We start from the raw sequence: 24479 nt of genomic DNA on the forward strand, positions 1-24479 counted from the left end.
CTCGCATCGCTCGTCAGTTTGCGCCGTCAGAAATGGGCTGGGGCGGATTTGAACCAGATGAAGACTCACTTCGTTCGCCTTCCAGGGTTCAAATCCGCCGAACCGGGTTACTTGGAGCGGCTGCGAGAGCCAAAGTTGGCTCTCGCGGTATTGCTCCAGTAGAGATGGGTTGGGGCGGATTTGAACCGCCGGCCTCCTCCATGTCAAGGAGGTGTCATAACCAACCTAGACCACCAACCCTCGCGTGCTTGCCTGCTACACTTTCGAGTTGAGGACAGGGCTAATTGAAGGTTTCGAAGACGGACCGTAAGTGACGGGAGAACTGGGAGAATGTCCCCGACGGCATCGGGGTCCCGAAAGCGCCGGTCCCACGAGCGCACGACTGGTCGAGGCGACGAGCGAACGCGATCTGCGCCCGTGCGATAGTCAGAACGAGAAGTCGTCGTCTTCCTCGCGCATCCCCGGGTCCTCGGCGGTGTCCCACATGTCGTCGGCGAACTCGTCGGCCATGTCGGTCTCCGCAACTTCCTCGCCGGTGTCACGCGTGTACGCGTCGAGACCCATCGAGAGCAGTTCCTCGACGGCGGCCTCGCGACTGACGAACTCCTCTTCGGTCATCCGTTCGAGTTTCGTGTAAACGTCTTCCGGCAGTGAGACTTCGACTGTGGGCATGAGTTGTCGGTTTACACTCGGAGGTGAAGTGTTTTGAGTATTTGGGCTGTCGGCGGACCGCACCTCCGCGACGCGCCGCCGGCGATCGGTCGCTACTGCCCGGCCGTGATCTGCAACTCGACGGTCGCCGTCCCCCCGCTGCCCGACGAACCGCCGGACGAGTCCGTCGACGAGTCCGCTTCCGTGTCGGCGGCCGTCGAGTCGGTGGCCATCGCGTCGGTCGACTCCTCGTCGGACGCCGGCGTCGGCGTGGGTTCGGGCGTCGGCGGCTGGGCCTTCGCCATCTCGGAGTTGTCGAAGACGAGGTGGTAGCTCCCGGAGCTGATATCGGCCGACGAGCTGGCCTCCTTGCTCTTCTGGACGCTGTGGGCCGAGTTGTAGTTCACCTCGTGGCCATCCGTGAAGTAGCCGTACTCGCCGTCACGGATCAGCAACACGTCGATGGCCGGCCCGCTCGTGACGGTGAAGTTGTACTTGAGCGCACCGCCGTTCTCGAACTCGATCTCGTAGCCGGTGAACTTCCCGGCCGGGATCTCGATCGTTTCGTCCTTGGTGAAGAATTCGTCCGTGACATCGGTGTGTTCGGGGAACGGCCCGGAGTTCCCGCCTCCGCCACCTCCGTCGCCGCCGCCGTCTCCGCCGTCGGAGTCGCCGTTTCCACCGCCCAGACACCCTGCGACCGCTGAAAGGCTTGCAGCACCCATCGCCAGCACGGCACGACGTGTTCGAACCATGGGGCCAGGTACCGCCTTCCACTACAAATAGGTGTCGACGACTAGTACATCTTCCCGTCCACCAATACCGAACGATAGAGTCGCTCTCGGCGCAGAATCTTCCCTTCGGAACCGAGTACTACAAGTGCGTTTTTTTATACAGAACAGTGGGTCGACGCGGATTGTACTCCAGCGGGAGACGGTCCCGCTCACTCCGTTCACTGCGCGCGCTACGAGTGGCAGGGCGCAAATCCGCTCGGGATACGAACCACTGGTCGCCAATTGATCGCAGTAAAACAGTGGGCCAACGCGGATTTGAACCGGAGGAAGACAGTCCTGCTCGCTCACTGCGCTCGCTCCGCGGGCTGTGACTTCCAGGGTTCAAATCCGCTCGGGACACGCTTCGCTCGTCACGTCTGTTCCTCGCAGAAGCGATGGGCCAACGCGGATTTGAACCGCGGACCTCCCGGTTATCAGCCGAGCGCTCAACCTAACTGAGCTATTGGCCCTCGACATCAGTTGCTTTTGGACGGGGCACTTTAACAGTTACCCTTTGGGCCCGATTCCGACGCCGTCTGGCGGTTCTATGGTACCGTGCCACAGGGTCGGCGGCCCGTCGGAGCGCCCGACCCGCTTGTCACTCGACACCGGGGCGCCGATCGCTATCGTCGTCCTCGAAGTCGATATCGTAGGCGTCCTCGTCCAAATCGTACGAATCGCCGGACTGGCCGGGGCCCGGACCACCGGCACCGGGGCCGCCAGCGCCGGGGCCCTGGCCCGCCTGATCGAAGGGGAACCCGCCGATGTAGACGTTGCCGGTGGCGAATCCGCCGCTTTTCTTGTCCATGTAGGGGACGATGACTTTCTCGCGGACGGCCCAGCGGATGGGCGCGCGCGTCACCGGCACGACGAGCAGGATGCCGAGCGCGTCGGTGACCAGGCCGGGGGTGATCGTCAGCGCGCCCGCGACCAGCAGGAACGCGCCGTCGAGCAGTTCGTTCGTCGGGAGTTCGCCGGCGGCGAGCTTTCGCTGTATCTCCCGGATGGTGTGGCGACTCTCGGCGCGGACGAGCAACAGCCCCAGGAGGGCGGTCAGCACGACGAGGAGGACCGTCAGGGGCGCGCCGATCTGGGTCGCCACGAAGACGAGAAACAGCGAGTCCAACAGCGGGATCAGCAACAGCAACCCCAGATACCGGAGCATACTTCGTCTTGTCACCGACGACTCAAACACTTTTCGAGGGGATCACGGGCGTCGGGTCGTCCGCGCTCTCTTCCGTTCTCCCCGTGGCCTACCGCTCCCGGAGGCCGACCTCGATCGGATCGTCGGGCTGGAGGGTGATCTGCATAGACAGGTCGAGCGGGGGCTCGGTGACGGGGTCGAACGCGAACCGCCGGGCGAGCGTCGCCAGCACGAGCTTTGTCTCCATGAGCGCGAATCGCATCCCGATGCAGTGGCGCGGGCCGCCGCCGAAGGGGAAGTACGCGTACTCGGGCAACCCCTCGCGGAACTCGTCCGTCCAGCGCTCGGGACGGAATGCGTCGGGGTCGTCGTACCATCGCTCGTCGCGGTGGATAACCCACTGCGGCATCGAGATTGTCGACCCCGCTGGAATCTCGTAGCCGCCGATCTCCACGTCGCGGGTGGGTTCACGGAAGACCGTGTACGCCGGCGGGTAGAGCCGCAGCGCCTCGTCGACGACGCGGTCGAGGTACTCCACGTCGAACAGGTCCGCGGCGGTCGGGCGCGGGCCATCCGCGGCGCTTCCATCCGTTCCGTCGCCGAGCACGTTGTCGAGTTCCTCGTGCAGGCGCGCTTGGCGCTCGGCGTCGTTCGCGAGCAGGAAGATCGCGTACGAGAGCGTGAGCGCCGTCGTCTCGTGGCCCGCGAAGAGGAAGGTGAAGAGGTGGTCGCGGATCTGTTGTTCGGATAGTCCATCGTTCCCCTCGTCGTCTGACTTTCCGTCCACGTCGAGGGCGAGCAGGATCGAGAGCAGGTCGTCGAACTCGCCGTCGCTGGCGCGGCGGTCGGCGACGATGTCGGCGATGGCGTCGTCGAACTCCGCGACGGCGCGCCGACAGCGTCGGTTCGCCGGCGTCGGCACCCACAGCGGCAGCAGCGAGGAGAGCGACCCGACGTCGAACCGCTCGGAGATGGCCGCCGCGGCGTCGCGGATGGCCGACTCCCGGCCGCGGATATCCACGTCGAGCAGCGTCTTCGCGAGGATTTCGAGGGTGAGCGTCCGCATCTCCTCGCTCACCGCGACGGTCGACCGCCCCGTCCACTCGTCGGCGCGCCCCTCCGCGAACTCGGCCATCATATCCGCGTAGGTCTCGATGCGCTCGCGGTAGAACGACGGCTGGAGCGCGGTCCGGTGGGCCTGCCAGGCCTCGCCCTCCATGAGGAAGAGGCCGCCGTCGGCGATCTGGCCGAGCGCGTCCCTGATGACCGACGCGCGGCGAAAATCGGCGTGGTCGGTGACGAGCACGCGCTCGACGTCGTCGGGGTGAGTGAGCATGTACCCGTCGCTCCAGGCGACCCGGTAGCTGACCACGTCGTCGTCGATAGCACGGCAGCGGTCGTAGAACCCCAGCGGGTCACGGAGGAACTCGACGGTGTTCCCGGCCAGCGGCAGCCCGTCCGGTCCGGGCGGCCGCTCGCCCGGCGTCGACTGCCGCACCGCCTCGGCCGCCGGTCCCTCCGACCCTTCCGTCGACGCGTCGTGGGTTGCCATCGTCTGACGCTACGCACCCCAGTGGTAATGCAGTTGGGCCGAGTACGCTCGACCGTTTACGTACCCGCCTGTCCGGGGCGCAGGCCGCCCTATTTCCTCAGGTGGCCAACACGCCGACGATGACGGCGGTGAGGACGAGGTTGCCGAAGGCGCAGACGAGCATCCCCTTCCAGCCGACCTGGATGATCTGGTCGATCCGGAACCGCGGAATCGAGTAGCGCGCCCACTGGGTGAACGCGAAGAAGGCCCACATCTTGGCGGTGAACCAGACGATCCCTGGCAAGACGGGGCCGGCCGGGCCACCCAGGAAGATCGTCGTGATGATGGCGCCGCTGAGGAAGATGTGGAGGAACTCGCCGAGGTAGAGGAGGACGAAGTACACCGAGGAGTACTCGGTCTGGATGCCGGCGACGATCTCCGTGGGCGCCTCGGGCGTGTCGAAGGGGTTGCGCCCGACCTCCGCGAGCGAGGCGACGACGAACAGCGCGAACGCGAAGGGATTGACGAACGCGTACCACGAGGGGATCGCCACCCCACCGAGAGTGACGAGCGTCTCGGCCTGCGCGTCGACGATGGTCGAGAGGCGCAGCGACCCGGCGAAGAGGACGACCGACGCGCCGGTGACGACCAGCGGGATCTCGTAGGCGATGTTCGTCGCGATCGCGCGCAGCCCGCCCAGCATCGAGAACTTGTTGTCCGAGGCGTAGCCGGCCATCGCCACCCCGAGCGTCGCCAGCGACGCGACCGCGAACACGTACGCCAGCCCGCTCTCCGGGTCGGCCAGCTGGAGCCCGTCACCGAGGGGAATCACGGCGAACCCGAGGAGCGCCGAGACGGGCACGAGCAACGGCCCCACGTCCCAGGCCGGCCGGTCCACCTGCTCGGGGACGATCAGCTCCTTCGAGACGAGCCGGACCACGTGCGAGACGATGATGAGCAGTCCCCACGGCCCGTGACGGTTCGGACCGTGACGGTCGGTGAAGTCCGCGTAGAGCTTCACCTTCGCCCAGGGCCCCGTGACCGCCGCCAGCCCGAGCAGGAACGAACACACCAGCGTCGCCCCGACGAGTCCAGCCAGAAACTCCACCGCCGGACCCGATCCGACGCCGAGCGTCCGCTCGATCCGCGTCGGAAGCGTCTGCGCGACCGGCGTCGCCGTCACCCGCCCCAGAACCGGTCCCGTCGCCGACGCGACCGTTGCGATCCCACCTGCCGCTCCGCGTAGCGCGGTCTGCATACGTACTCCTGCGACCGGACCGCTCCCAAGCCTGCTGCCGGGTTACTTCGGCGATTTAAGAACTCCCCCGGTCCGGTGGGTCCGCGACGCGGCGGTCCGTCGCCACGGCCGACAACGCAGTCCTTATGCGCGGCGTGGCAGTAGGACCGTCGATGACAGTCATCGGGATCGTCGGACTGCCAGGCAGCGGGAAGAGCGAGGCCGCCGCCGTCGCGCGCGAGGCGGGCGTCCCCGTCGTGACGATGGGCGACGTGATCCGCCAGGCCTGCCGCGACCGCGGACTCGACCCAGCCACCCACCACGGCGAGATGGCGCGCACCCTCCGCGAGGAGAACGGACCGGGCGCCATCGCCGAGGCGTCGCTCCCCATGATCGAGGACCATCTCGACGGCGCCGACACCGTCGTCGTCGACGGCATCCGCTCGGACGTCGAGGTCGAACGCTTCGTCGCGGCCTTCGGCGACGGCTTCACCCTCGTCGAGGTCCACGCCCCCAAAGACCTGCGTGCCGAGCGCCTCGACCTCCGCGGCCGCGACGCCTCCGCCGAGGAGGGCGGCGAGTCCATGGAGGAGCGCGACGAGCGCGAACTCGGTTTCGGGATGGGCGAGGCCATGGCCATGGCCGACCTCACCGTCGAGAACGACGCCAGCCTGGAGGCGTTCCAGTCGACCGTCCGCCGCCTGCTCTCCGACGGCCCCGACGCCATCGCGGACGAGCAATGAGGACCGATCACCCATGAGTACAGTCTACTCCGTCGATATCCAGATCACCGCACCGGTCAACGACACCGAGGTCACCGACAGAGTCGCCGACGCCGTCACGAACCTCTTCCCCGGCGCCGACGTCGACCACCAGCACGGCGAACTCGTCGCCACCGCCCACGACATGGAGCACTTCTCCGAGTGCCTCCACCGTCAGGAGATCCTCGACACCGCTCGCGGCGCCTTCTTCGAGGACCTCCGCGGCGACACCTTCTCGTTCGAGCTGAAGAAACAGGCAGCGTTCCAGGAGGTCGTCAACTTCGCCGTCGGCGAACCCGACGAACTCGGGGAAATTCACGTTCGCGTGCGCGTGAACGACCCCGACGCCGAGTCCTACATCGACCACGTCGCCCCGCCCACGAAAGAGGGAAAACCCATCGATCCCGGCGAGTAGGCGTTCGCGACAAAGTCGGCGCGGCTCCGGCCGTGCGACGAACTGGCCGTATTTTTCAGGTGGCGCGCGCTGTCGCGAGTTTTATCTCGCGACGGAATTGCGCGAGGGATGAGCAGCGCAGCGGAGCGAGCAGCGCAATCGGCTGGGGAGGTATGTGGCTGTGGTGCGGTAGTCGTCGGGTGGGAATGAAAGGGGCCGGGCGCTGGCCGGTAGCTGACGACGCAAGCACCGGAGCGAAGCGAGGAGCGCAGCGAGTCAGGACCGGTCAGCGCCCGGGGGCTTTCTATTCCTCTAAATGCGGACACCGTTGTGCTGAAAGCCCCGAGCCGTTCGACGGCTGCGACTCGTTGCGCGCTTCGCTCACTGCGTTCGCTCCAGTGCTTGCGTCGTCTCGCTCATCGAACGGTTCGCCCCTTTCAGTCCCACTCGCAACACAGCACCGCGCCACACGCCTCCCCAGCCGACTGCGTTGCTCGGGACTCGCTTGCGCTCGCCCTGCGCTACTCATCCCTCGCACGGCATCGTCGCGGCACAGAGACCGCGACAGCGCGCGCCACAGCGGGGAACAGTTTATCCGTGCCACCGAATCACACCCCTCGATCACCTTTTTCACGAAGTCCCGCAACCACGAAGCCATGGCAGCGATCTTCTTCGACGTGGACGGGACGCTGGTCAGGTGGGCGGGCGACTACGGCGAAATCATCGCCGACGCGTTCGACCGAGCGGAGACCACACCCACCGACGACTGGCTGGCCCACTACAACGAGCGGTTCTTCCACCACTTCGGCGCGTTCGCCGACGAGCCGTACCATCGAGCGTTCGCGGACCTCTGCGACGAGTATCCCGTCGACGCCGGCCCCCGAAAACTCGCGGACGCACTCGTCGCTGCGGAGCTCGACGCCGTCGAACCGGTCCCCGGCGTCGAGACGACCGTCGAGAAACTCGCGGAAGACCACACGCTCGGGATCCTGACCAACGGGATCCCCGACGTCCAGTTCGGCAAGGTCGAGGATGTCGGTCTGCTCGATTACTTCGACGCGCGCGTCGCCTCGCACGACCCGGACATCGAGGCGACGAAACCCGATGGAGACATCTTCGACGCCGCGAAGGCCCGCGTCGACGCCGACACATACGTGATGGTCGGCGACGACCGCGAGCCGGACATCGACGGCGCCCGCGAGCACGGCTTCGAGACGGTCCACGTCGACTCGACCGCCGCAGACCTCAGCACTCCCGACTTCCGGACGCTCGCGACGCTGCTCTGACCCAGGTTCGGCGCCCGCCTACAGCGCTCACCCGTCCACACCGCTGACGAAGACGGCGAGCCACTCGCCCAGTTCGCGCCGGCGGGTCACGCGGACGGATTCGACCCACTTGACCCACTGGAAGCCGCGACGGCCGGGCGCGACCAGTCGCATCGGCGCGCCGTGACCGTGCGAGAGGCGCTGGCCGTCGACGCGGGTCGCGAGCAGCGCGTCCCGCGCCTCGTCGAGCGGGAGACTCCAGCGATAGCCGGTCACCGAGCGGAACTGCACCCAGGCCGCGCCTGATTCCGGTCCCGCGGCGTCGAGCAGGTCACCGACGCGGACGCCCTGCCAGTCGTGCTCGGAATACCACCCGCTCGTGCAGTCCAGCAGCGCGCGCGTCTCCGTCTGGTCGGGCGCTGTGCCGCTGGTATCGGCCACCGCGTTCCCCTCACCGCCAGGTCGGTCCTCGACCGACAGCTCCAGCGGCTCCCCGACCATTCCGTCGACGGTCAGCGACCACGACGACCGATCGACGGGGTCCGGGTCGTCGGCGACCCACGAGGTGACGGGGAAGCGGTTGCCGTCGTCGCTCCCCTCCTCGCGCGACCCGGTGAACCGTCGCTTCGCGCCTTTCGTCCCGAGAACGGCGTTCGTCGCCTCCTGCGCGCGCCAGGCTATCGCCCCTGATCCCACGAGCGCGGCGTACCGCAGCGCGTTCCGGCGGTCCGCGACCGACCGGCGCGTCGGCAGCGCGAACCGCTGACGGAGGTGGAGCGCGAGCAGTATCGGGACGGTCAGCCCCAGTCCGATGTGGAGGTTCAGGAGCCCCCACGGTCCGAGGTCGAGACTGCCGCCGAACACCCACCAGATGCCCGTCGCCAGCGCGGCGCTCGCCACGATCCCCAACAGCGCAGACAGCAGCCGCGTCGCGTCCAGCGCGTCCGGGGCCAGCCGGTGGCGCACCCGCCGGAGTTTCCACGCCAGCAGGGCGACGGTCGCCAGCCCCGCGACCGCGTGCACGTCGAACACCCAGGCGCCTGCGGGCCGCCCGGAGACGAGACTCACCGCGCCCGTCGCGAGCAGGACGACCACCGCCGCCAGCAGGGAGGCGTCGACGACCCGCGGCGGCGGCTCGATCTGCGGCAGTCGGCCCATTACCCGACGTTCGGACTCGACGGGCTTGACTGACAGGGTCGACTCGATTTGCGTTCAGTTCTCTCGGCCGATCCTCACTCTTCGGTCACGCCGTCGAGCGCGCGCTGGGAGGCGTCGAAGAGTTCGTCGGGGTCCAGCCCCGTCTCGGTCCAGGCGGGGAGTCGGTCGTCGCCCTCCGGTGGGCGGATCGACTCGGCGTAGGCGTCGACCTGCTCGCGCTCGTCGGCGCGGTCGAACTCCAGCCCGTTGAACGCGGCGTCGGCCGCGTACTGGTCGACGAGTCGTCGGGCGGTCGTCCGGTAGCGCTCGCGGAGGTCGTCGTGGTCGACGGCGACCCCGTGGTCGGCGAGCGCACGGAACAACGCGGCGGCCACCTCGTCGGCCATGTCCGAGAGCCCGCCGCGACCGCTGACGGCGCGGTGGTCGTGCTCGTGGATGCCCAGGTCGACCTGCGCGGTGCCCTCGAACCCGGCCTCGCGGAAGGCGTCGCCGAGGGTCGCGACCTCCAGCCCCCAGCCGCGGGGTGGGCGGAGTCGGCGGACGAGGTCGCTTGTGGCGGCGAACTCGCCGGCGAGCGCGTAGCGGAACGCGCCGAGGTAGTCGACGATCGGGTCGTCGCGCGACTCGGCGAGCGCGGCGACGACGGGTTCGTAGAGGAGACGACAGAGCCGACCGTAGAGGCGGCGGTTCTCGACGCGGGCGTAGTAGCCCTTGACGAACGAGTAGTCGTTGGCGAGCGGGAAGAGCAGGCGAGGGACGTGGTCGGGGCCGTATGTCGTCGCGTCGGCGTCGTGGACGGCGACGAACTCGCTCCGGGCGGCGGCGACCCCGAGCGCGAGCCACACGTCGCGGCCCTTCCCGGCCCCGTCGGCGAGACCGTGCTCGCCGAGCAGCGACCGGACGGCCGGCGCGTTACACCACAGCAGGTCGGCGTCGACGTCGATCGAGGCGACCCACTCGCGGACCGCGTCGACGTTCCCATCGCCGGCGCGGAGGGCGACGAGGACCGACTGCGGGTCGACGTCGCCGAGCGTGGAGAGCACCTGCTCGGCGGCGAGGCTGGCGTGGTCGCGGTCGGTCAGGGGCACGACGACAGTGGCGCGGTCGACGGGGGCGTCGGGGCTCGCGTCGCCGAAGTCGTGCAGCGTCGCCACGCGCTCCTGGACGTACTCCATCGACGCCCGCTAACGCCTCGATTCCCATATAGTTCGCTGTTTCGACGGGCGACCGTCGGCCGATGACTGCGGGCCGGCGCGGTGGATTCATGCGCGCGCACCGCTGGGGAGTCGCCCGGTCCGCTGGGCGACGACGAGGGCGGCGAGGACGAGGACCAGTCCGCCGGCGAACGTCCGGAATATCAGGTCGAAGGCCACGTCGGCGTCGCGGAGGAAGCCGACTGCGTAGGAGCCGCCGGCCTGGACGAACATCATCGTCCCCGAGTAGGCGGCGTAGGCGCTCGCGCGGTGGCGATCCGGGAGCGATCCGAGCAGGTAGGTGTCTATCGCCGGGAAGAGGCTGTGGGTGACGTAGCCGAGCGCGAGGCTTATGCCGACCACCGCGAGGAGCCCCGATACCGCAGTCAGCGCGAGCAGGACGGCCACGAACCCGCCGAGCAGCGCGAGGAGGTACCGGACCACGTCGAGGCGGTCGGCGAGCCGGCCGGAGAGGAACATGGCCGGGACGCCGGCGCCGAAGACGACCGAGAGGACCGTCCGCGCGGTCGACTCGGTCAGCGACTTCGTCTCCGCGAGGTAGGTGGGGTAGAAGTTGAACACGCCCTGCCAGACGAACCCCGTCGCGCCGAGCATGACGACGGCGGCGAGGACGAGGCGCCACTGGGCGCGGACGGCGACGAGCAGTTGCTGGTCCTCGCTGCCGGCTTCGGGCAGATCAGTGCGCCAGGCCGCGACGGTGAACGCGACCGTCGCGACGGCCGTCCCGACGGCCATCACCCGAAAGGTGGTCGGCCACCGCCCGGCGTCGAGGACGGCGGTGACGAACAGCGGGGCGCCGACGGCGGCGACCTGCGCGGCCGTGCCGTGGACGCCGAGCGCGGTGCCGACGCGGGAGGGGTAGAGTTCGCTGACCAGCGGATTGGCGGCGATGAAGTACGCGCCGCCGGCCGCCCCCATGAGGAACGCCGCGGCCTGGAGCGCGCGGATACCCGGCGCGACCGAGGCGAGCGCGGTGGCCGCGGTCAGCGTCGCCCCGGTCGCGAAGACGACGGCGTGGCGCGGGACGCGGGTCAGGAGGTATCCGGTCGGGATGCGCGGGACGGCGCTGCCGACCCAGACCAGCGAGGCGAGCAGGCCGACGGCGGAGGCGTCGACGGCGAGCGCCGCCCGGAGCGGGTCGAGCAGCGGCGCGAACACGACCCGACCGAGGTTGACGACGAACACCATCCCGCACAGCGAGCCGAAGAGGTGGCGGCGGGTCACACCCCGGGGTTAGTGCGCGGCCGTTCAAGCGTTGCGACTGCGACCGGCGATCCGACCGCCGTTCCGGCGTATCGCCGGACCGCGAGGACCTCGGTGCGTCAGATCTATGCATGGGGTTTTTGAGAGTCCGTGTCGTACCCCCGCCCATGAAATCGGTCCGGAAGGGGCTCCGTTCGGGCGAGATCGAGAAAGACGTCTACGAGCGACTCGCCTGCAGCGAGTGCGGCGAGGAGCTCGGGACGGAGAACGACCCCGACGAGATCGGGACCGTCCGGGTCTGTCCCGAATGCGGCAACAAGTGGAAGAAAGTGGGATAGACGCGTTCCCGCCGTCGAACGCCCCCCAGACAGCAGCCCGTTTCTCTCGGTCGTCCGTTCCGTAGGCCCCTACAGCCTGGCATCGCCGGTCACTCGAAGACCGCGTCGAACGAGTCCGCGCCCAGCGGCGGGTGCGTCCCCGCCGCGACGTTCTCGGCGACGTGTTCGGGAGACCCCATTCCGACCAGCGAACAGGTGACACCCGGCGCGCTCCGGGCGAAGTTGATCGCCTTCTGGGCGCTCGTCTCGCCCGCCACCCGCTCGGCGACGTCTTCGGGGAGCCCCGCCGAGGCGAGCCGTCCCTGCGCGAGCGACGCGCTGGTGAAGACGTTCAGGCCCGCGTCGTGGGCGAACCACAGCGTCGACTGCGTGCCGTCGCTGCCCTCCTGGGCCTCCACGGTGAACGCGTCGGCCATCACGACGTTGAACGGTAACTGGACCGCCCGGAAGTGCGTCGCCGCGTTGTTCGCGCGCTTGGCCGCTTCCCGCGCCCGCGAGACGACCTCCGCCAGCGAGAGGTAGCTGTCGTCGTCGGCCGGCACCCGGAACGCCTCCCACGTCGCGACGCCGTACTGCCGGATGTCCCCGTCGGCGGCCCGCTCTTCCAGTCGCGTGAACGTGTCTTCGAGTTGGTCGTACACTTCGTCGGGCGAGCGCTCGGCCAGTTGCGTCTCCGGGTTGTGGACGTAGTACAGATCGATGGTATCGAGGCCGAGGTTCTCCAGCGACCGGTCGAGCTGGTCGTCGATGTATCCGGGCGCGATGCAGTGCTGTCCCGCCACGAGGTCATCCGTGTCCACGATGCCGGTGTCGACGTACTCCCGATGGATCCACTGGCCCGGATCGTCGGGTCGCTCGCCGTCGAACGGGACGAACCCGCCCTTGGTCGCGACGAGTGCGGCCTCCCGATCGATATCGGCCTCCTCGATAGCTCGGCCGACGACGCGCTCGCTGCGCTGGTTGCGGTAGTTGATGGCGGTGTCGACGACGCTGACGCCGTTTTCGAGCGCTTCGACGATTGCCTCACGGTAGGCGTCGTCGGCCTCGTCGGTCGGGTCGCCGAGGTAGGTGCCCACGCCGATACTGGAGACGACGCCCTCGCCGAACCGTCGGAAGTAGGTCCGGGCGAACCGGTCGCCGAACTCGTCGCGGTACGCCCACGTCGCGTCCCTGGTGACCATACCGGCGGTTCGGCCCCGGCGGGGAAAAGCGTGCCATCTCGACCGTACTGTGAGCCAGCGGGCGATTTATTGTTGCCTCCCGCAACGAACCGCGTATGACCGAGCGAATCAGGCCGTCCTCCGAGAACCCGTGGTACTGGTCGGACGGCGACGAGCCGATCGTCCTCCTCGGCGGGACGGACAAGGACAACCTCTTCCAGTGGACCGGCGCGCGACTGGAGGACCACCTCGACGACCTCGTCGAAGCCGGCGGGAACTTCGTCCGCAACACGATGTCGGACCGCAAGGACGGGGACGTCCCGCCGTTCGCACGAAACGAGGACGGGACGTACGACCTCGAACGCTGGAACGACGACTACTGGGATCGGCTCGCCGCGTTCCTCGACGCGACTGCCGAGCGCGACGTCGTCGTCGAGCTGACGCTCTGGGACCAGCACGACCTGGCCGGGTCCAGGTGGGACGAGCACGCCTGGAACCCGGTCAACAACGACACCCTCCCCGAGGACTCGCTGCCCGTGACGGGCGGCGACCACTGGCAGGACCGCATCGCCTTCTTCAGAACCGTCGAGGAGGACAACGAGCCCGTGCTCACCCACCAGGAACGGTTCGTCGACCGGGTCCTCGAGCACACGCTCGACTACGGGAACGTCATCTACAACGTCACCAACGAGGGGTGGGCCGGGATCGAGTGGGAACTGCACTGGGCCGAACACGTGTCGGACCGGGCCGAGGAGCGCGGGGTCCACGTCGAGGTCGCCAACATGAACATGAACCCGGGCGAGTCAGTCGAGAAGGTCGTTGACCATCCCGACGCGTTCTCATACGTCGAGGTGTCCCAGCACAACCAGCACTTCGCGGGCGCGAGCGGGCAGGACCACTGGGACACCCTCCAGGCGTGGCGCACGAATGTCGAGGACGCCGTCGGGGCGCGCCCGTTCAACAACGTGAAGATCTACGGCGGCTTCGACGGCGGGAAAGACGCCGCCGGGGACGCCGACCAGGCGGTCCGGTGGTTCTGGCGGAACGTCCTCGGCGGGTGCGCCGCGTGCCGGTTCCACAGACAGGTCGCGGGCGGCGACGAGGGCTGGGGGATCGGCGGGAGCGAGCGAGCGCTGACGCAGATCCGGTCGGTTCGAGCGATCGAGCAGGTCGTCGACTTCCCCGCCCTGACGCCGCGGGAGGACCTGCTGGCCGCCGCGGCTCCCGACGAAGCCTACTGTGTCGCCGACCCGGGGGATGCTTACGTCGTCTACTTCCCCGACGGCGGCGACGCCACGCTCGACGTCGAAGCGGGGTCGTATCGACTCCGGAATCTCGACGCCGAAGCGGCCGCGTGGACGGACGAGGAGACGGTCGAGGTCACGTCTGAACTCTCGGTGAACCCCCCGGAACGGCCCAATCAGGTCGTCGTCCTCACCGCCGAACCGTGACCGGCGACCGGGTGGACCGTGCAGGGGCGAGCTACTCTCCGTCGACGTGCTCGGCCATCCACGCGAACTGCTCCTCGACCATCCGGCGGCCGGCGTCGGTGAGCGCGTACTCGTCGTGGATGCCCGCCTCCCGGAGTTCGAGGTGGCCGTTGTCCACGAGCGTGTCGAGCGCGCCGTAGAACGAGCGCGGTTCGATCCGCTCGTCGTAGTGGGATTCGAGCCGCGACTTGAGCGCCTGGCCGTGGAGCGGCCCCTCCCCGGCGAGGATGATCGTCAGGTCCCGGCGGCGCCCGCTCTGGAGCCACTTGGTCATACACGCCCGTGTGTCCGGCCACGGTTCGACTCTTGCGGTTGCCGGCCGAACAGTCCTCGGCAGGGCCGGCGGAGATCGAAGCCTACGACTACCGGCGGTCCCGAGAAACGACAATGACCGACGCGACCGCGGCGAGCGACGGGATCACGGCCCGCTACGAGGAGACCGACACCGAACGGCTGCTGACCTTCGAGCGCGACGGCCGGACGGCGGCGGTCGCCCAGAACGTCGAGGGCTACGCCATGCTGAAAGTCCGGCCGAGCGCTGACGGCGACGAACTGGAGCGCTACTACGGGTTCGACATGGCGCTGGACCACGCCGCCGAACTGCTCGGCGTCGAGCCCCACGATCTGCCGGTCCCCGACGCGGCGGCTGACATGGGGATGTAAACCGAGCGGCGGACGGAGACCTACAGGAACTCGTTGCCCCGTCGCCGGAACTCGCGCCGCTCTGGGGGCGTCGGAAGCGTGTGGTAGTCGTCCGGCTCCGTGAGGTTCGGGCGCGTCTCGAACCCCTTCGGGTACCGGTCGAGGAGGGCGACGGCCAGCGGTCCGCCGGTGGCGGCGATCTTCAGCGAGAGGTCGTGCATCGAGTCGTCTGGCTCGATCGGGAACGGACGCTGCTCGACGATGGGACCGGCGTCGAACGACTCGGTCATCAGGTGGGCGGTGACGCCGGACTCCTCGTCGCCGTAGTACAGCGGCCAGAACGCCGTCGCGCGCCCCCGGTACTTCGGCAGGAGCGACCCGTGGACGTTGACGGCCTCGTCCGGGACGTCGAGGACGGCCGCGGGCAACCGCTGCCCGCAGATAACCGAGAGAGCGACGTCCGGGTCGACCTCGCGGAACCACTCCAGGAAAGCCGTGTCGGCGGTGTCCGGGGCTCGCCTGACCGGGACGCCGTGGTCGCACGCGAGGGACGCGACGCCGTGGTAGCGGCCGGTCGCGGTTCGCTGGAGTGCCGGCGAGAGCGTATCGAGGAGTTTCCCGCGGGCGAAGCGCAGGCCCACCCGTGGGAACGCCCCGGGGCCGAACGTCCGCAGGTAGTTCAGCACCTGCTCGTGGCGCGGTTGTCGGGGCGGCGCGAGGACGACGGCGGCGATCGACTCGGCGTGGGAGCGCAGGACCGGGCGGAGGTATCGCGGGAGGTAGAGCGGTTCCTCCGAGGTGAACAGGACGACGCGCACGGCGGGACCAGGGCGGCCGCCGACATAGCTGTCACGCCACAAGACATATGCCGGGCTCCCGAGCGGTAGCGAATATGACACGTTGGTCCGCCCGCGCCCTCCTGCTGACTGCGGTCGGCCTGCTCGCGGTCCCGGTCGTCGTCGCCTGGAACCGGCTCGTCACCACTCGCGCCCCCGTGCCGCCTGCCGGTCAGTCGACGGGCGGTCAGTCGGCGACCGATCCGCCGGCGACCGACCCGGTCGTGACCGAACACGAGCGGTCCTGGCCCGACTACCTCCGCGGGTTCGACGCCCACCACGGCCCAGACGGATCGCCCGACGCCGACCCGGAAGACGGCTCGCTCTTCCGGGGCGTCCGGCTGTGGGTCGAATCGGACTTCCTCCGGGGGTACACGCTCGGAAACGACGTGTACGTCCCGCCGCGTGCACCGACCGTCGTCAGGGTCCATCAGGCCGGCCACACTCCCGAGTTCGGCGCCGTGTTCGACCCGCTGGCCGGTGACCCCCGGAGCGACGGGGGGTTACCGGACGAACCGCTGCGCACGGCCGACGTGATGCTGCCCGGCGGGTTTCCGCACACGTTCGTCCGGCTGCGCGACCCGCGGGGGCTCCGCGGCGCGTACCGGGCGTGGCTCCATAATGGGCATCTCCAGCGCGTCGCGGAGTGACCGACCCAGAGAGCGAGAGGCCACGACCGTGCGTCGGACAGTCGCGGAGACTGCGAGACCGGGAACCGATCGTGCGATCGGTTCACGGACGAACGCGCGCCTTTTACGGACTGGGGTCCCTAGAAGTAGTCGATGACTCACCCACGCGTTTCCGGCGTCGGGTTGACCCCCTTCGGGGAGCACTCCGAGCGGACGGGTCGGGACCTGTTTGCGGAGGCCGGCCTGGCCGCGCTGGACGACTCGGGGGTCGACCCCGCCGACGTCGAGGCCCTGTTCTACGGCAACTTCATGGGCGAACTCGCGGAACACCAGGGCCACCAGGCCCCGCTGATGGCCGAAGCCGTCGGGCTCGACGTCCCGGCCACGCGGTTCGAGGCCGCCTGCGCCTCCAGCGGCGCCGCGGTCCGCGAAGCCGTCAAACACCTGCGCAGCGGCGAAGCCGACGTGATCCTCGTCGGGGGGAGCGAGCGCATGACCAACATCGGCACCGCGGGCGCGACGGACGCGCTCTCCATCGCCGCGGACGACCTCTACGAGATCCGCGCCGGGATGACCTTCCCCGGCGCCTACGCGCTGATGGCCCGCGCGTACTTCCGGGAGTACGGCGGCACTCGCGAAGACCTGGCTCACGTCGCCGTGAAGAACCACGACCACGCGATGCCCAACGAGTACGCACAGCTCAGGAAGGAGATCACGGTCGACGACGCGTTGGGGGCGCCGATGGTCGCCGAACCGCTCGGACTCTACGACGCCTGTCCGATCACCGACGGCGCCAGCGCGGCCGTCCTGACCAGCGCCGAATACGCCGAGGAACACGACCTCGACGCCTCGGTCGCGATCACCGGCACCGGCCAGGGCGGCGACCGGATGGCCCTGCACGACCGCGAGCACCTGGCGCAGTCGCCGGCCGCGAACAAGGCGGCCGACGAGGCGTACGCCGACGCCGGCGTCGGCCCCGACGACGTGGACGTCGCCGAGGTCCACGACTGCTTCACGATCGCCGAGGTGCTCGCGATCGAGTCGCTGGGCCTCTACGAACCCGGTGAGGGGATCACCGCCGCGCGCGAGGGCGAGACGTACGCCACCGGCGAGACGCCGGTCAACCTCTCCGGCGGCCTGAAGGCGAAGGGCCACCCGGTCGGCGCGACCGGCGTCGCGCAGATCGCCTCGATCGCGAAGGTTCTCGAGGGCGAGTCCTCGTGGTCCGACGACGTGGGAGACGCGCGGGTCGGCGTCGCCCACAACGCCGGCGGCACCGTCGCGAGTGCGACCGTTCACGTGCTGGAGGTACAAGAATGAGCGACAAAGCCAGAGACGGGCAGTACGACGACCTGCTCGACGCCATCGAGTCGGGCGAGGGATACTACATGGAGTGCGCGAACGGCCACGGCTGGCTCCCGCCGCGGCGAGTGTGTCCGGACTGTCGCAGCCGCGAGCTGACCGAGACGCCGCTTCCCGAATCCGGCGAGGTGGCGACGTACACGACGGTGTCGGTCGCGACGCCGCAGTTCAGCGCCGACACGCCGTACGTCACGGCCATCGTCGACTACGGCCCCGTCCGCGTGACCGGGCTGCTCCGCGGCGTCGACCCCGAGGACATCGAGGTCGGGATGCCCGTCGGCGTCGAGGTCGGCGAGCGCCAGACGACGGGCGACCGCGCTATCGTCTTCCGTCCGCGGTAGCGCTGGGCGGCCGACCTCCGGCCGTCTATCGCAAGCACGAGACGCTCCCATGCGCGAGCCCGAACGGGGGCATGCGATCTGTACTCCACCTCGTTTCCGGTGACGAGAGCGAACAAGAGACGACGCTCACCATCGCGAAGAACCTCCTCGAAGACGAGTCCGGCGACATCGACGACGTCGCCGTCGTCGCGCAGGCCGGCGGTATCGTGGCGCTTACGAGCGACGGCGGCTTCGCGGAGGAGGTCGAATCGCTTGCCGAGGGCGGTGCCTCGTTCAAAGCCTGCGCCAACACACTGGAGACGAAGGGCATCGACGAGTCCGAACTCCTCGGGAACGCCGAGCCCGTCCCGGAGGGCGCGGTCGAAGTGACGCGGCTGGAAAACGATGGATACGCCTACATGCGGCCCTGAATCAGGACGTGACGAATCCGAGCACGACCATCACGAATCCGAGCGCGGCGATGGTCACGCCGACGCCGTAGGCCCAGATCCGCTGGTAGCGTTCCGCTCGCTCGGGGTCTTCCTTCCACGTCCGCGCCGAGACGAAACTCCGGAGGTAGTTCGGGAACCCGATCGCGAACACGCCCAGCCCGATCAACACGACACCGAGAAAGACGACGGCTGGGTCCATACTCTCCGTTCGTCCGCCGCTCTCAAGGCGGTTTTGTTCCGGGCGGCTACGCCCCGGTCGCGTCTTCGCCGATTAGTTCGATGTCGCGATCGGGCGGGTCGTCCATACCGACGCCGAGGAAGAAACTCGGGTGCGGCGGCTGGTTGTAGGCGACGTTCTGCCAGGCGACCGCCGTCCGGTACATCGGGTCGTGCATCAGCGTGGGGATCCGATGGTCCGTCTCGTGGGTCGTCGCGTACAGCCGCAGCGCCTCGCTGCCCTCGGTCCGCCAGATCACCTCCTCGCGCCAGTCGCCGAGGACATCGGCGGAGAGACAGGGGTTGCCTTTCGTCCAGTTGTTCGACCGGGTGCCGTCGAAGCTGACCAGCGTCTCCAGTTCCGCGGCCTCGTGGTCCCAGCGGTCGATCTTTCCGACGCCGATGCCCGCGTCGCCGTCCCAGTCGTGGTCGAGCAGTTCGCGTCGCAGGTCGCCTGTCCACCAGATCCCGAAGTTGTAGGACTGGGGGATCTCGTCGTCGATCTTCTCGCCGTCGGCGGTCCACAGGCCGACGCCGGCGGGCGCCCAGGCTTCCGCGCCGGGGTGGCTCGGATCGATGTCCGCGATCATCCCGCGGCCGGTGTCGGTGCCGGTGTACTCGCCCCAGATGAGGTCGCCCGTGCCCGCCTCGCGCATCGACGCGCCGTGCTCGGCGTCGGCCTCCTCGTGGACCTGGTACACCTCCAGGCCGTCGCGCGACGGGTCGAAGTCACCGACGTGGAGCGCGTCGCCGTGGCCCCAGCCCGTCGAGTACAGGCCGGTGCCGTCGTGGTCGACGACGCAGGCGCCGTAGACGATCTCGTCCTTTCCGTCGTCGTCGACGTCGGCGACGCTCAACTGGTGGTTGCCCTGACCCTCGTAGGCCTCGTTGCCGGGGTCGGTGCTGTCGAAGGTCCAGCGGTGGGTCAACTCGCCGTCGCGGAAGTCGAACGCGGCGAGCATCGTCTTCTCGTAGTAGCCGCGGGCCTGCACGATGCTCGGGTGCTCGCCGTCGAGGTAGGCGACGCCGGCGAGGTACCGGTCGCCCCGGTTGCCGTAGTCGTCGCCCCAGTCGGCGATGTCCCCGCGAGCCGGCTCGAAGTCCACGGTCTCCAGGGCTTCGCCGGTCTCGCCGTCGAAGACGGTGAGATACTCCGGTCCCTCGATGATCCGCCCGGTCTCGTCAGGGTACAGGGCGTCGGGGTCGCCGATGACGGTGCCCGCGGCGTCGACCGTCCCGTCGGCCGTCCGGCAGACCAGTTCGGCCCGCCCGTCGCCGTCGAAGTCGTAGACGAGGAACTGCGTGTAGTGGGCGCCTGCACGGACGTTCCGTCCGAGTTCGATCCGCCAGTGGCGGGTGCCGTCGAGCGCGTACGCGTCGAGGAGAACCTGGTTGGTGTGGCCCTCGTGGGCGTTGTCCTTCGCGTTCGAGGGTTCCCACTTGAGGACGATGTCGTACTCGCCGTTACCGGTGAGGTCGCCGACGCTCGCGTCGTTGGCGTGGTAGCCGACCGACGACCCGTCCTCGGGGTGTTCGACGTCCGCCGGCTTGTCCAGCGGGACCTCCAGATACTCCTGGTCCCAGACCTCGACTGACTTCGAGCGCTCGCCCTCGTCGCCGTCGACGACCGGCGCGACGGCGTAGGTCGACTCGGTCGTCCCGTCTGGGTCGCGGTAGTCCGTGCTCCCGGTGATCGGCTCGTCGGTCACGCGGTCGCCGTCGCGGTAGAGCGCGAACGCGACGCCGTCGGGGTCGGTCCCGAACAGCCGCCAGCGGACGTACACGCCGTCCTCGACCGGCACTGCGACGAGTCCTCTGTCCAGCGATTCCATCTCGCGGCTCATGGTGGAGTCACTCGCTGCCACGGTCGCGCTGTCGGCCCTTGATACTACCCCTCGCGGAGAGGACGTGCGGTTCTCGCGCCGCCTGGGACCGGGCCGGGATGTGTCGAAAACAGTCCGCGACGAGTTCGGCTACTCGTCCGACTCGGTGATCTCGGGATACTCGGTCGCCTCACCGCGGACGACGCGGAGGAACTCGGTCGGGTGTTCGACGTGGGGGAGCAGCGCCGACTCGCCGATGGAGACCAGTTCGACGTCGGCGACCGTCGCGAGCGTCCGCCCGTCCGACAGCGGCGGCATGTCGCTCTCGCGACCCCACACCAGCGTGACGGGGACGCCCAGGTCACCCAGCACCTCGCTCAGGTCGATATCCGGGTCGAGGTGGCCGCTGACGAACGAGGCGGGCGCGAAGCGCGCGCCCGGCTGATGGGCCGTCTGCCACTCGTACTCGACGGTCTCGTCGTCGAGATTCGAGACGTCGTGGTACCCGTGGTCGTCGTGGAAGTAGCGGATCGACCGCTCGCTCCCGATGGCGTTGTAGATCGCCTGGCCGACGACCGGCGCCCGGACGAGCGAGCGGAGCCACACCCGTCGCCCGGGAACGGTGTCGGCCGTCGGGCAGATCAGGACGAGCCGTGAGATGTCCAGATCCCGGGCGGCGTCGGCGGCGTACGCGCCCGTGAGCGACGAGGCGACGAGGACAGCGTCGTCGCTCGTGTCGGTCACGAAGTCGCGGACGAACGTCGTGTACAGCGACGCGGAGTAGGTCAGCGGCGGCCGGTCGGACAGCCCGAATCCCGGCAGATCCGGCGCGATCACGTGGTAGTCCTCGGCCAGCTCCTCGAAGACCTCCCGCCACTCGTGGCTCGTCGCCGCGGCGTTGATGCCGTGGAGGAGAACCAGATCCGGATCGTCGGGGTCGCCCGCCTCGGTGTAGGCCACGTCGAACCCGCGCCAGCGGTAGGTGTCGGACTTGCCCCGCAGCGGCGGCCCCAGCTCGCCCGCTCGACGGCCGAGCGCGCGGTTGGTCACGGCGGCCGCACCGACGGCTCCGAACGTCGCTCCGACGAGAGTCCGCAGTTTCATGGCCGGACGTAGGGGCCTCTGCCGCTTATAAGTGATGCCCGGCACACAGGATGAACTCGAACTGGAAGCGGCGCTGGGTGCGGTGCTGTAGCGGCTCGACGCTGCGCCGCGCTCTCATTCCCGGCGGTCGGCGACGCAGTCGGCCAGCGGTTCGAGTATCTCCTCGGCGACGGTGTAGGGGTCGGTCTCCCGGCGGAGCACCGCCTCGACGCGCTCGTCGAGGCCGCCTCTCGCCTCGATCTCCTCGGCTAGGAGCCCCCGGACGTCCTCGCGCAGGAGCGTCCGTATCTCCTCGGCGTAGCGCGTTCGCGCCTTCGATTCGAGGCGACCCGACGCCGCGAGGTACGAGCGGTGGGCGTCGAGCGCGTCGATGAAGTCGTCGACCCCCTCGCCCCGGTTGGCGACCGTCTCGACGATCGGCGGGTCCCAGGGCTCGACTGCATCGGCGTCGTCCACCGCTGCGCCGTCGACTGCCGAGTCCCCGCCCCCGCCTCCGCTTCCGCCCTTGCCCCCGCCCCCGCCTCCGACGTCGACGGTCGTCTCCTCGAAGCCGTGGTGACCTCCGCCCACCTGCACGTCGCCGTCGCGCAACTGGAGCATCTCCCGGAGTTCCTGCACGGTTCGGTCGGCGCCCTCCAGGTCGGCCTTGTTGACGACGAAGAGGTCGGCGATCTCCAGGATGCCGGCCTTGAGCATCTGGACGTCGTCGCCGCTGCTCGGCGGGACGAGCACGGCCACGGTGTCCGCGGTGCGGACGATGTCGACCTCGTTCTGGCCGGCGCCGACGGTCTCGACGAGTATCTTGTCCTTCCCGAAGGCGTCGAGCGCTTTCACGGCGTCTGTCGTCGCCGTCGAGAGTCCGCCGAGCGTGCCGCGGGCGGACATCGACCGGAAGAACACGTCCATGTCGCCGACGTTCGAGGCCATGCGGATGCGGTCGCCCAGGACCGCGCCGCCGGTGAACGGCGAGGCCGGGTCGATGGCGATGACGCCCACCGTTAGCCCCCGGTCGCGGTAGGCCTTCGCGAGCTTGTCGACGAGCGTCGACTTGCCGGCGCCGGGACTGCCGGTGATCCCGATCACGTCGGCGTCGCCGGTGTGGGCGTGTAGCTGCGAGACCAGCTCGCGGTAGCCCGGCGAGCGGTTCTCGATCCTCGTGATCGTCCGGGCGAGCGCGCGGTGCCTCCCGTCGAGCAGGTCGGCGATGAGGGGATCGACGTCGGCGTCTGACCCGGCGTCGGCGGCCTCGGCGTCGTCTCCACAGCCGTCCGGGCCCCCCTCGGTCATCGTCGCTCGGGCGAGTGCTCCCGGATGTAGTCGATCATCTCGTCCATCGACGCGCCGGGGCCGAATATCTCGGCGACGCCCTCGTCGTAGAGGTACTCCTTGTCGTCGTCCGGGATGATCCCGCCGACGAGCACCAGCGTGTCCTCGCGGGCGCCGTACTCCTCCAGCCCGCTCATGATCTTGGGGACGAGCGTGTTGTGAGCGCCCGAGAGGATGGAGATGCCGAGAACGTCCACGTCCTCCTGGACGGCCGCCTGGACGACCTCGTCGGGCGAGCGGTGGAGCCCGGAGTAGATGACCTCGAAGCCCGCGTCGCGCAGCGCCCGCGCGATGACGTGCGCGCCGCGGTCGTGCCCGTCGAGGCCGACCTTGGCGACGAGACAGCGGATCTGGCGTTGTCCCTGCTCTGCGCTCATGGCCGTCAGTTGGTCCGGTTCCGGTTTCACGTTTGCGGTGATTTTTGCGAGGTGCGCGGGTCAAAGCCGGTCGCGTCCCGCATCCTCGATTCCGAAGCGGGTATACCGACGGCGTCCACAGGATCGGTATGGCAGTCGCCGACTCCCTCCAGTCCCGGGCGCGGGCGAACCCGCGGCGCGTGACGGCCGTGCTCTCGGCTATCGGGTACGTGCTCGTCATCGGCGCGTTCACGCCCTACGCGCCGTTCCCGTCGATCAGCGACGACGCCGTCATCCTGCTCGGCGACGCGATCGCCGTCGTCAACTCGCTGGCGCTGGTCTCGATCCTGATCGGCGTCCGGTACATCAAACGCGGCGAGGTGGCGAAACACCGGGCGGCGATGCTGACGGCGTTCGCGCTCATCCTCGTCTTCCTCGTCATGTACCTGCTGAAGGTCGGCGGCGGGTTCGAGAAGTCGATCCTCGCCTCCGGCGTCGTCTACTACGCCTACCTCGCCATGCTCGCCGTCCACATCCTCCTCTCGGCGCTGGCGGTACCGGTCGTTCTCCACGCCGTGGTGCTCGGGCTGACCCACAGCCCGTCCGAGTTGCGCGACACCTCTCACGCGCGCGTCGGCCGGATCGCGGTCGCCGCGTGGTCGCTCAGTCTCTTCCTCGGCATCGTGACCTACCTCCTGCTCAACCACGTCTACATGTGGGAGAAACGGGGTCACGCCGCGTTGCTGCTGCTCGCCGTCGGGCCGTCGATCCGGGCGTTCGTCGCTGGCGGCGTCGACGACGACGACTGAGCGCAGTAGGGCGCTGCCGGCACGCGCGTCGCGCTCCTTTTCTCACAGTGCAGGTTGCGGATTCACAGGGCGGGGCAGCCGATCGCGTCCGCCGAGGATCCGCCGGCCGGAACGGACGCCGCCCGGCGGTCGGCCCGCCACGGCGGACGAAGCTAGCCCGCAGCGGAGACCGGTCGCTGTGACTTCTGCCGGCTCCCGATCCCGGAGGAGCCGGTCGCGCCCGACTACGGGCGTGAACGGTACGCCTACCGCTGTGAATCTTGCCGGGACGTCTCCCGGGACCAC

At 69.1% G+C, this 24479-nt stretch carries 27 protein-coding genes and 2 tRNA genes; 11 read left to right on the forward strand and 18 right to left on the reverse strand.

Annotated elements, in window-relative coordinates; all coding sequences use genetic code 11:
* Positions 1-165: 165 nt before the first annotated feature.
* The 7 genes from ACMGFH_RS00595 to ACMGFH_RS00625 form a co-directional block, all read right to left on the reverse strand.
* Positions 166-240, reverse strand: a tRNA-Val gene (locus tag ACMGFH_RS00595).
* Positions 241-426: 186 nt separating this feature from the next.
* Positions 427-672, reverse strand: coding sequence for a ribbon-helix-helix protein, CopG family (locus ACMGFH_RS00600; RefSeq protein ID WP_274324979.1), 246 nt, complete (start codon positions 670-672; stop codon positions 427-429).
* 92 nt (positions 673-764) lie between these two features.
* A complete protein-coding gene (locus ACMGFH_RS00605; protein WP_415380839.1) occupies positions 765-1406 on the reverse strand; it encodes a hypothetical protein in 642 nt (213 codons plus the stop codon).
* Positions 1407-1820: 414 nt separating this feature from the next.
* Positions 1821-1894, reverse strand: a tRNA-Ile gene (locus ACMGFH_RS00610).
* Between the two features lie 128 nt (positions 1895-2022).
* Positions 2023-2589, reverse strand: a complete 567-nt coding sequence (locus tag ACMGFH_RS00615) for an FxsA family protein (protein ID WP_415380840.1) — start codon at positions 2587-2589, stop codon at positions 2023-2025.
* Between the two features lie 88 nt (positions 2590-2677).
* Positions 2678-4120 (reverse strand): cytochrome P450, encoded by a 1443-nt coding sequence (locus tag ACMGFH_RS00620; RefSeq protein WP_415380841.1) that lies wholly within the window; start codon positions 4118-4120, stop codon positions 2678-2680.
* A gap of 97 nt (positions 4121-4217) precedes the next feature.
* Positions 4218-5357: a complex I subunit 1/NuoH family protein gene (locus ACMGFH_RS00625; protein ID WP_415380842.1), complete on the reverse strand. Its 1140-nt coding sequence runs from the start codon at positions 5355-5357 to the stop codon at positions 4218-4220.
* Between the two features lie 152 nt (positions 5358-5509).
* Here ACMGFH_RS00625 and ACMGFH_RS00630 point away from each other — a divergent pair, with 152 nt between their 5' ends.
* From ACMGFH_RS00630 to ACMGFH_RS00640, 3 genes are all read left to right on the forward strand, one after another.
* Positions 5510-6079: an AAA family ATPase gene (locus tag ACMGFH_RS00630; RefSeq protein WP_415380843.1), complete on the forward strand. Its 570-nt coding sequence runs from the start codon at positions 5510-5512 to the stop codon at positions 6077-6079.
* A 13-nt stretch (positions 6080-6092) separates the two neighbouring features.
* Positions 6093-6512, forward strand: a complete 420-nt coding sequence (locus tag ACMGFH_RS00635) for an RNA-binding domain-containing protein (RefSeq protein ID WP_415380844.1) — start codon at positions 6093-6095, stop codon at positions 6510-6512.
* 635 nt (positions 6513-7147) lie between these two features.
* Positions 7148-7777: an HAD family hydrolase gene (locus ACMGFH_RS00640; RefSeq protein WP_415380845.1), complete on the forward strand. Its 630-nt coding sequence runs from the start codon at positions 7148-7150 to the stop codon at positions 7775-7777.
* A gap of 27 nt (positions 7778-7804) precedes the next feature.
* Here the strand turns inward: ACMGFH_RS00640 and ACMGFH_RS00645 are convergent, their stop codons facing one another.
* The 3 genes from ACMGFH_RS00645 to ACMGFH_RS00655 all read right to left on the reverse strand — a co-directional run bounded on the left by ACMGFH_RS00645 (position 7805) and on the right by ACMGFH_RS00655 (position 11352).
* Positions 7805-8914, reverse strand: a complete 1110-nt coding sequence (locus ACMGFH_RS00645) for a molybdopterin-dependent oxidoreductase (RefSeq protein ID WP_415380846.1) — start codon at positions 8912-8914, stop codon at positions 7805-7807.
* Positions 8915-8988: 74 nt separating this feature from the next.
* On the reverse strand, positions 8989-10089 hold the full coding sequence (locus tag ACMGFH_RS00650) for a glycosyl transferase family 2 (RefSeq protein ID WP_415380847.1): 1101 nt from the start codon (positions 10087-10089) through the stop codon (positions 8989-8991).
* A gap of 87 nt (positions 10090-10176) precedes the next feature.
* Complete coding sequence (locus tag ACMGFH_RS00655) at positions 10177-11352, reverse strand: MFS transporter (RefSeq protein WP_415380848.1); 1176 nt, start codon at positions 11350-11352, stop codon at positions 10177-10179.
* Between the two features lie 146 nt (positions 11353-11498).
* Between ACMGFH_RS00655 and ACMGFH_RS00660 the strand changes: the two genes are divergently transcribed.
* Positions 11499-11669, forward strand: a complete 171-nt coding sequence (locus tag ACMGFH_RS00660; protein ID WP_274325010.1) for an HVO_0758 family zinc finger protein — start codon at positions 11499-11501, stop codon at positions 11667-11669.
* A gap of 89 nt (positions 11670-11758) precedes the next feature.
* Here ACMGFH_RS00660 and ACMGFH_RS00665 read toward each other — a convergent pair whose 3' ends face one another.
* Complete coding sequence (locus ACMGFH_RS00665) at positions 11759-12850, reverse strand: aldo/keto reductase (protein WP_415380849.1); 1092 nt, start codon at positions 12848-12850, stop codon at positions 11759-11761.
* A 95-nt stretch (positions 12851-12945) separates the two neighbouring features.
* Between ACMGFH_RS00665 and ACMGFH_RS00670 the strand changes: the two genes are divergently transcribed.
* Entirely contained in the window at positions 12946-14280 is a 1335-nt protein-coding gene (locus ACMGFH_RS00670; RefSeq protein WP_415380850.1) for a DUF6298 domain-containing protein, read from the forward strand.
* 31 nt (positions 14281-14311) lie between these two features.
* On the opposite strand, the gene ACMGFH_RS00675 is transcribed toward ACMGFH_RS00670, so the two are convergent.
* Positions 14312-14593, reverse strand: coding sequence for a PadR family transcriptional regulator (locus tag ACMGFH_RS00675; protein WP_415380851.1), 282 nt, complete (start codon positions 14591-14593; stop codon positions 14312-14314).
* Positions 14594-14706: 113 nt separating this feature from the next.
* Between ACMGFH_RS00675 and ACMGFH_RS00680 the strand changes: the two genes are divergently transcribed.
* Positions 14707-14982 carry a hypothetical protein gene (locus ACMGFH_RS00680; RefSeq protein WP_415380852.1) on the forward strand — a complete coding sequence of 92 codons (276 nt, stop codon included), beginning with the start codon at positions 14707-14709 and terminating at the stop codon, positions 14980-14982.
* 20 nt (positions 14983-15002) lie between these two features.
* Here the strand turns inward: ACMGFH_RS00680 and ACMGFH_RS00685 are convergent, their stop codons facing one another.
* Entirely contained in the window at positions 15003-15779 is a 777-nt protein-coding gene (locus tag ACMGFH_RS00685; protein ID WP_415380853.1) for a methionyl-tRNA formyltransferase, read from the reverse strand.
* A 74-nt stretch (positions 15780-15853) separates the two neighbouring features.
* On the opposite strand from ACMGFH_RS00685, the gene ACMGFH_RS00690 reads away from it, so the two are divergent.
* The 4 genes from ACMGFH_RS00690 (at position 15854) to ACMGFH_RS00705 (ending at position 18539) form a co-directional block, all read left to right on the forward strand.
* Positions 15854-16447, forward strand: coding sequence for a hypothetical protein (locus ACMGFH_RS00690; protein ID WP_415380854.1), 594 nt, complete (start codon positions 15854-15856; stop codon positions 16445-16447).
* Positions 16448-16579: 132 nt separating this feature from the next.
* Positions 16580-17746, forward strand: coding sequence for a thiolase domain-containing protein (locus ACMGFH_RS00695; protein WP_415380855.1), 1167 nt, complete (start codon positions 16580-16582; stop codon positions 17744-17746).
* A complete protein-coding gene (locus tag ACMGFH_RS00700; RefSeq protein WP_415380856.1) occupies positions 17743-18129 on the forward strand; it encodes a Zn-ribbon domain-containing OB-fold protein in 387 nt (128 codons plus the stop codon). Before ACMGFH_RS00695 ends, ACMGFH_RS00700 begins: the two co-directional genes overlap by 4 nt.
* 71 nt (positions 18130-18200) lie before the next feature.
* Positions 18201-18539 (forward strand): DsrE family protein, encoded by a 339-nt coding sequence (locus ACMGFH_RS00705; protein WP_415380857.1) that lies wholly within the window; start codon positions 18201-18203, stop codon positions 18537-18539.
* 1 nt (position 18540) lies between these two features.
* On the opposite strand, the gene ACMGFH_RS00710 is transcribed toward ACMGFH_RS00705, so the two are convergent.
* From ACMGFH_RS00710 to ACMGFH_RS00730, 5 genes are all read right to left on the reverse strand, one after another.
* Positions 18541-18759: a hypothetical protein gene (locus tag ACMGFH_RS00710; RefSeq protein ID WP_415380858.1), complete on the reverse strand. Its 219-nt coding sequence runs from the start codon at positions 18757-18759 to the stop codon at positions 18541-18543.
* Between the two features lie 46 nt (positions 18760-18805).
* Positions 18806-20620, reverse strand: a complete 1815-nt coding sequence (locus ACMGFH_RS00715) for a rhamnogalacturonan lyase (protein WP_415380859.1) — start codon at positions 20618-20620, stop codon at positions 18806-18808.
* Positions 20621-20749: 129 nt separating this feature from the next.
* Positions 20750-21703 carry an alpha/beta fold hydrolase gene (locus tag ACMGFH_RS00720; protein WP_415380860.1) on the reverse strand — a complete coding sequence of 318 codons (954 nt, stop codon included), beginning with the start codon at positions 21701-21703 and terminating at the stop codon, positions 20750-20752.
* 114 nt (positions 21704-21817) lie between these two features.
* Positions 21818-22990 (reverse strand): methylmalonyl Co-A mutase-associated GTPase MeaB, encoded by a 1173-nt coding sequence (gene meaB / locus ACMGFH_RS00725; protein ID WP_415380861.1) that lies wholly within the window; start codon positions 22988-22990, stop codon positions 21818-21820.
* Positions 22987-23406, reverse strand: a complete 420-nt coding sequence (locus ACMGFH_RS00730; protein WP_415380862.1) for a cobalamin B12-binding domain-containing protein — start codon at positions 23404-23406, stop codon at positions 22987-22989. The genes meaB and ACMGFH_RS00730 overlap by 4 nt, the downstream gene beginning before the upstream one ends.
* Positions 23407-23534: 128 nt before the next feature.
* Here ACMGFH_RS00730 and ACMGFH_RS00735 point away from each other — a divergent pair, with 128 nt between their 5' ends.
* Positions 23535-24194, forward strand: coding sequence for a DUF420 domain-containing protein (locus ACMGFH_RS00735; RefSeq protein ID WP_415380863.1), 660 nt, complete (start codon positions 23535-23537; stop codon positions 24192-24194).
* Positions 24195-24479 lie beyond the last annotated feature (285 nt).

This window comes from Halosimplex rarum, from assembly GCF_047715405.1.
Lineage (GTDB): Archaea > Halobacteriota > Halobacteria > Halobacteriales > Haloarculaceae > Halosimplex > Halosimplex rarum.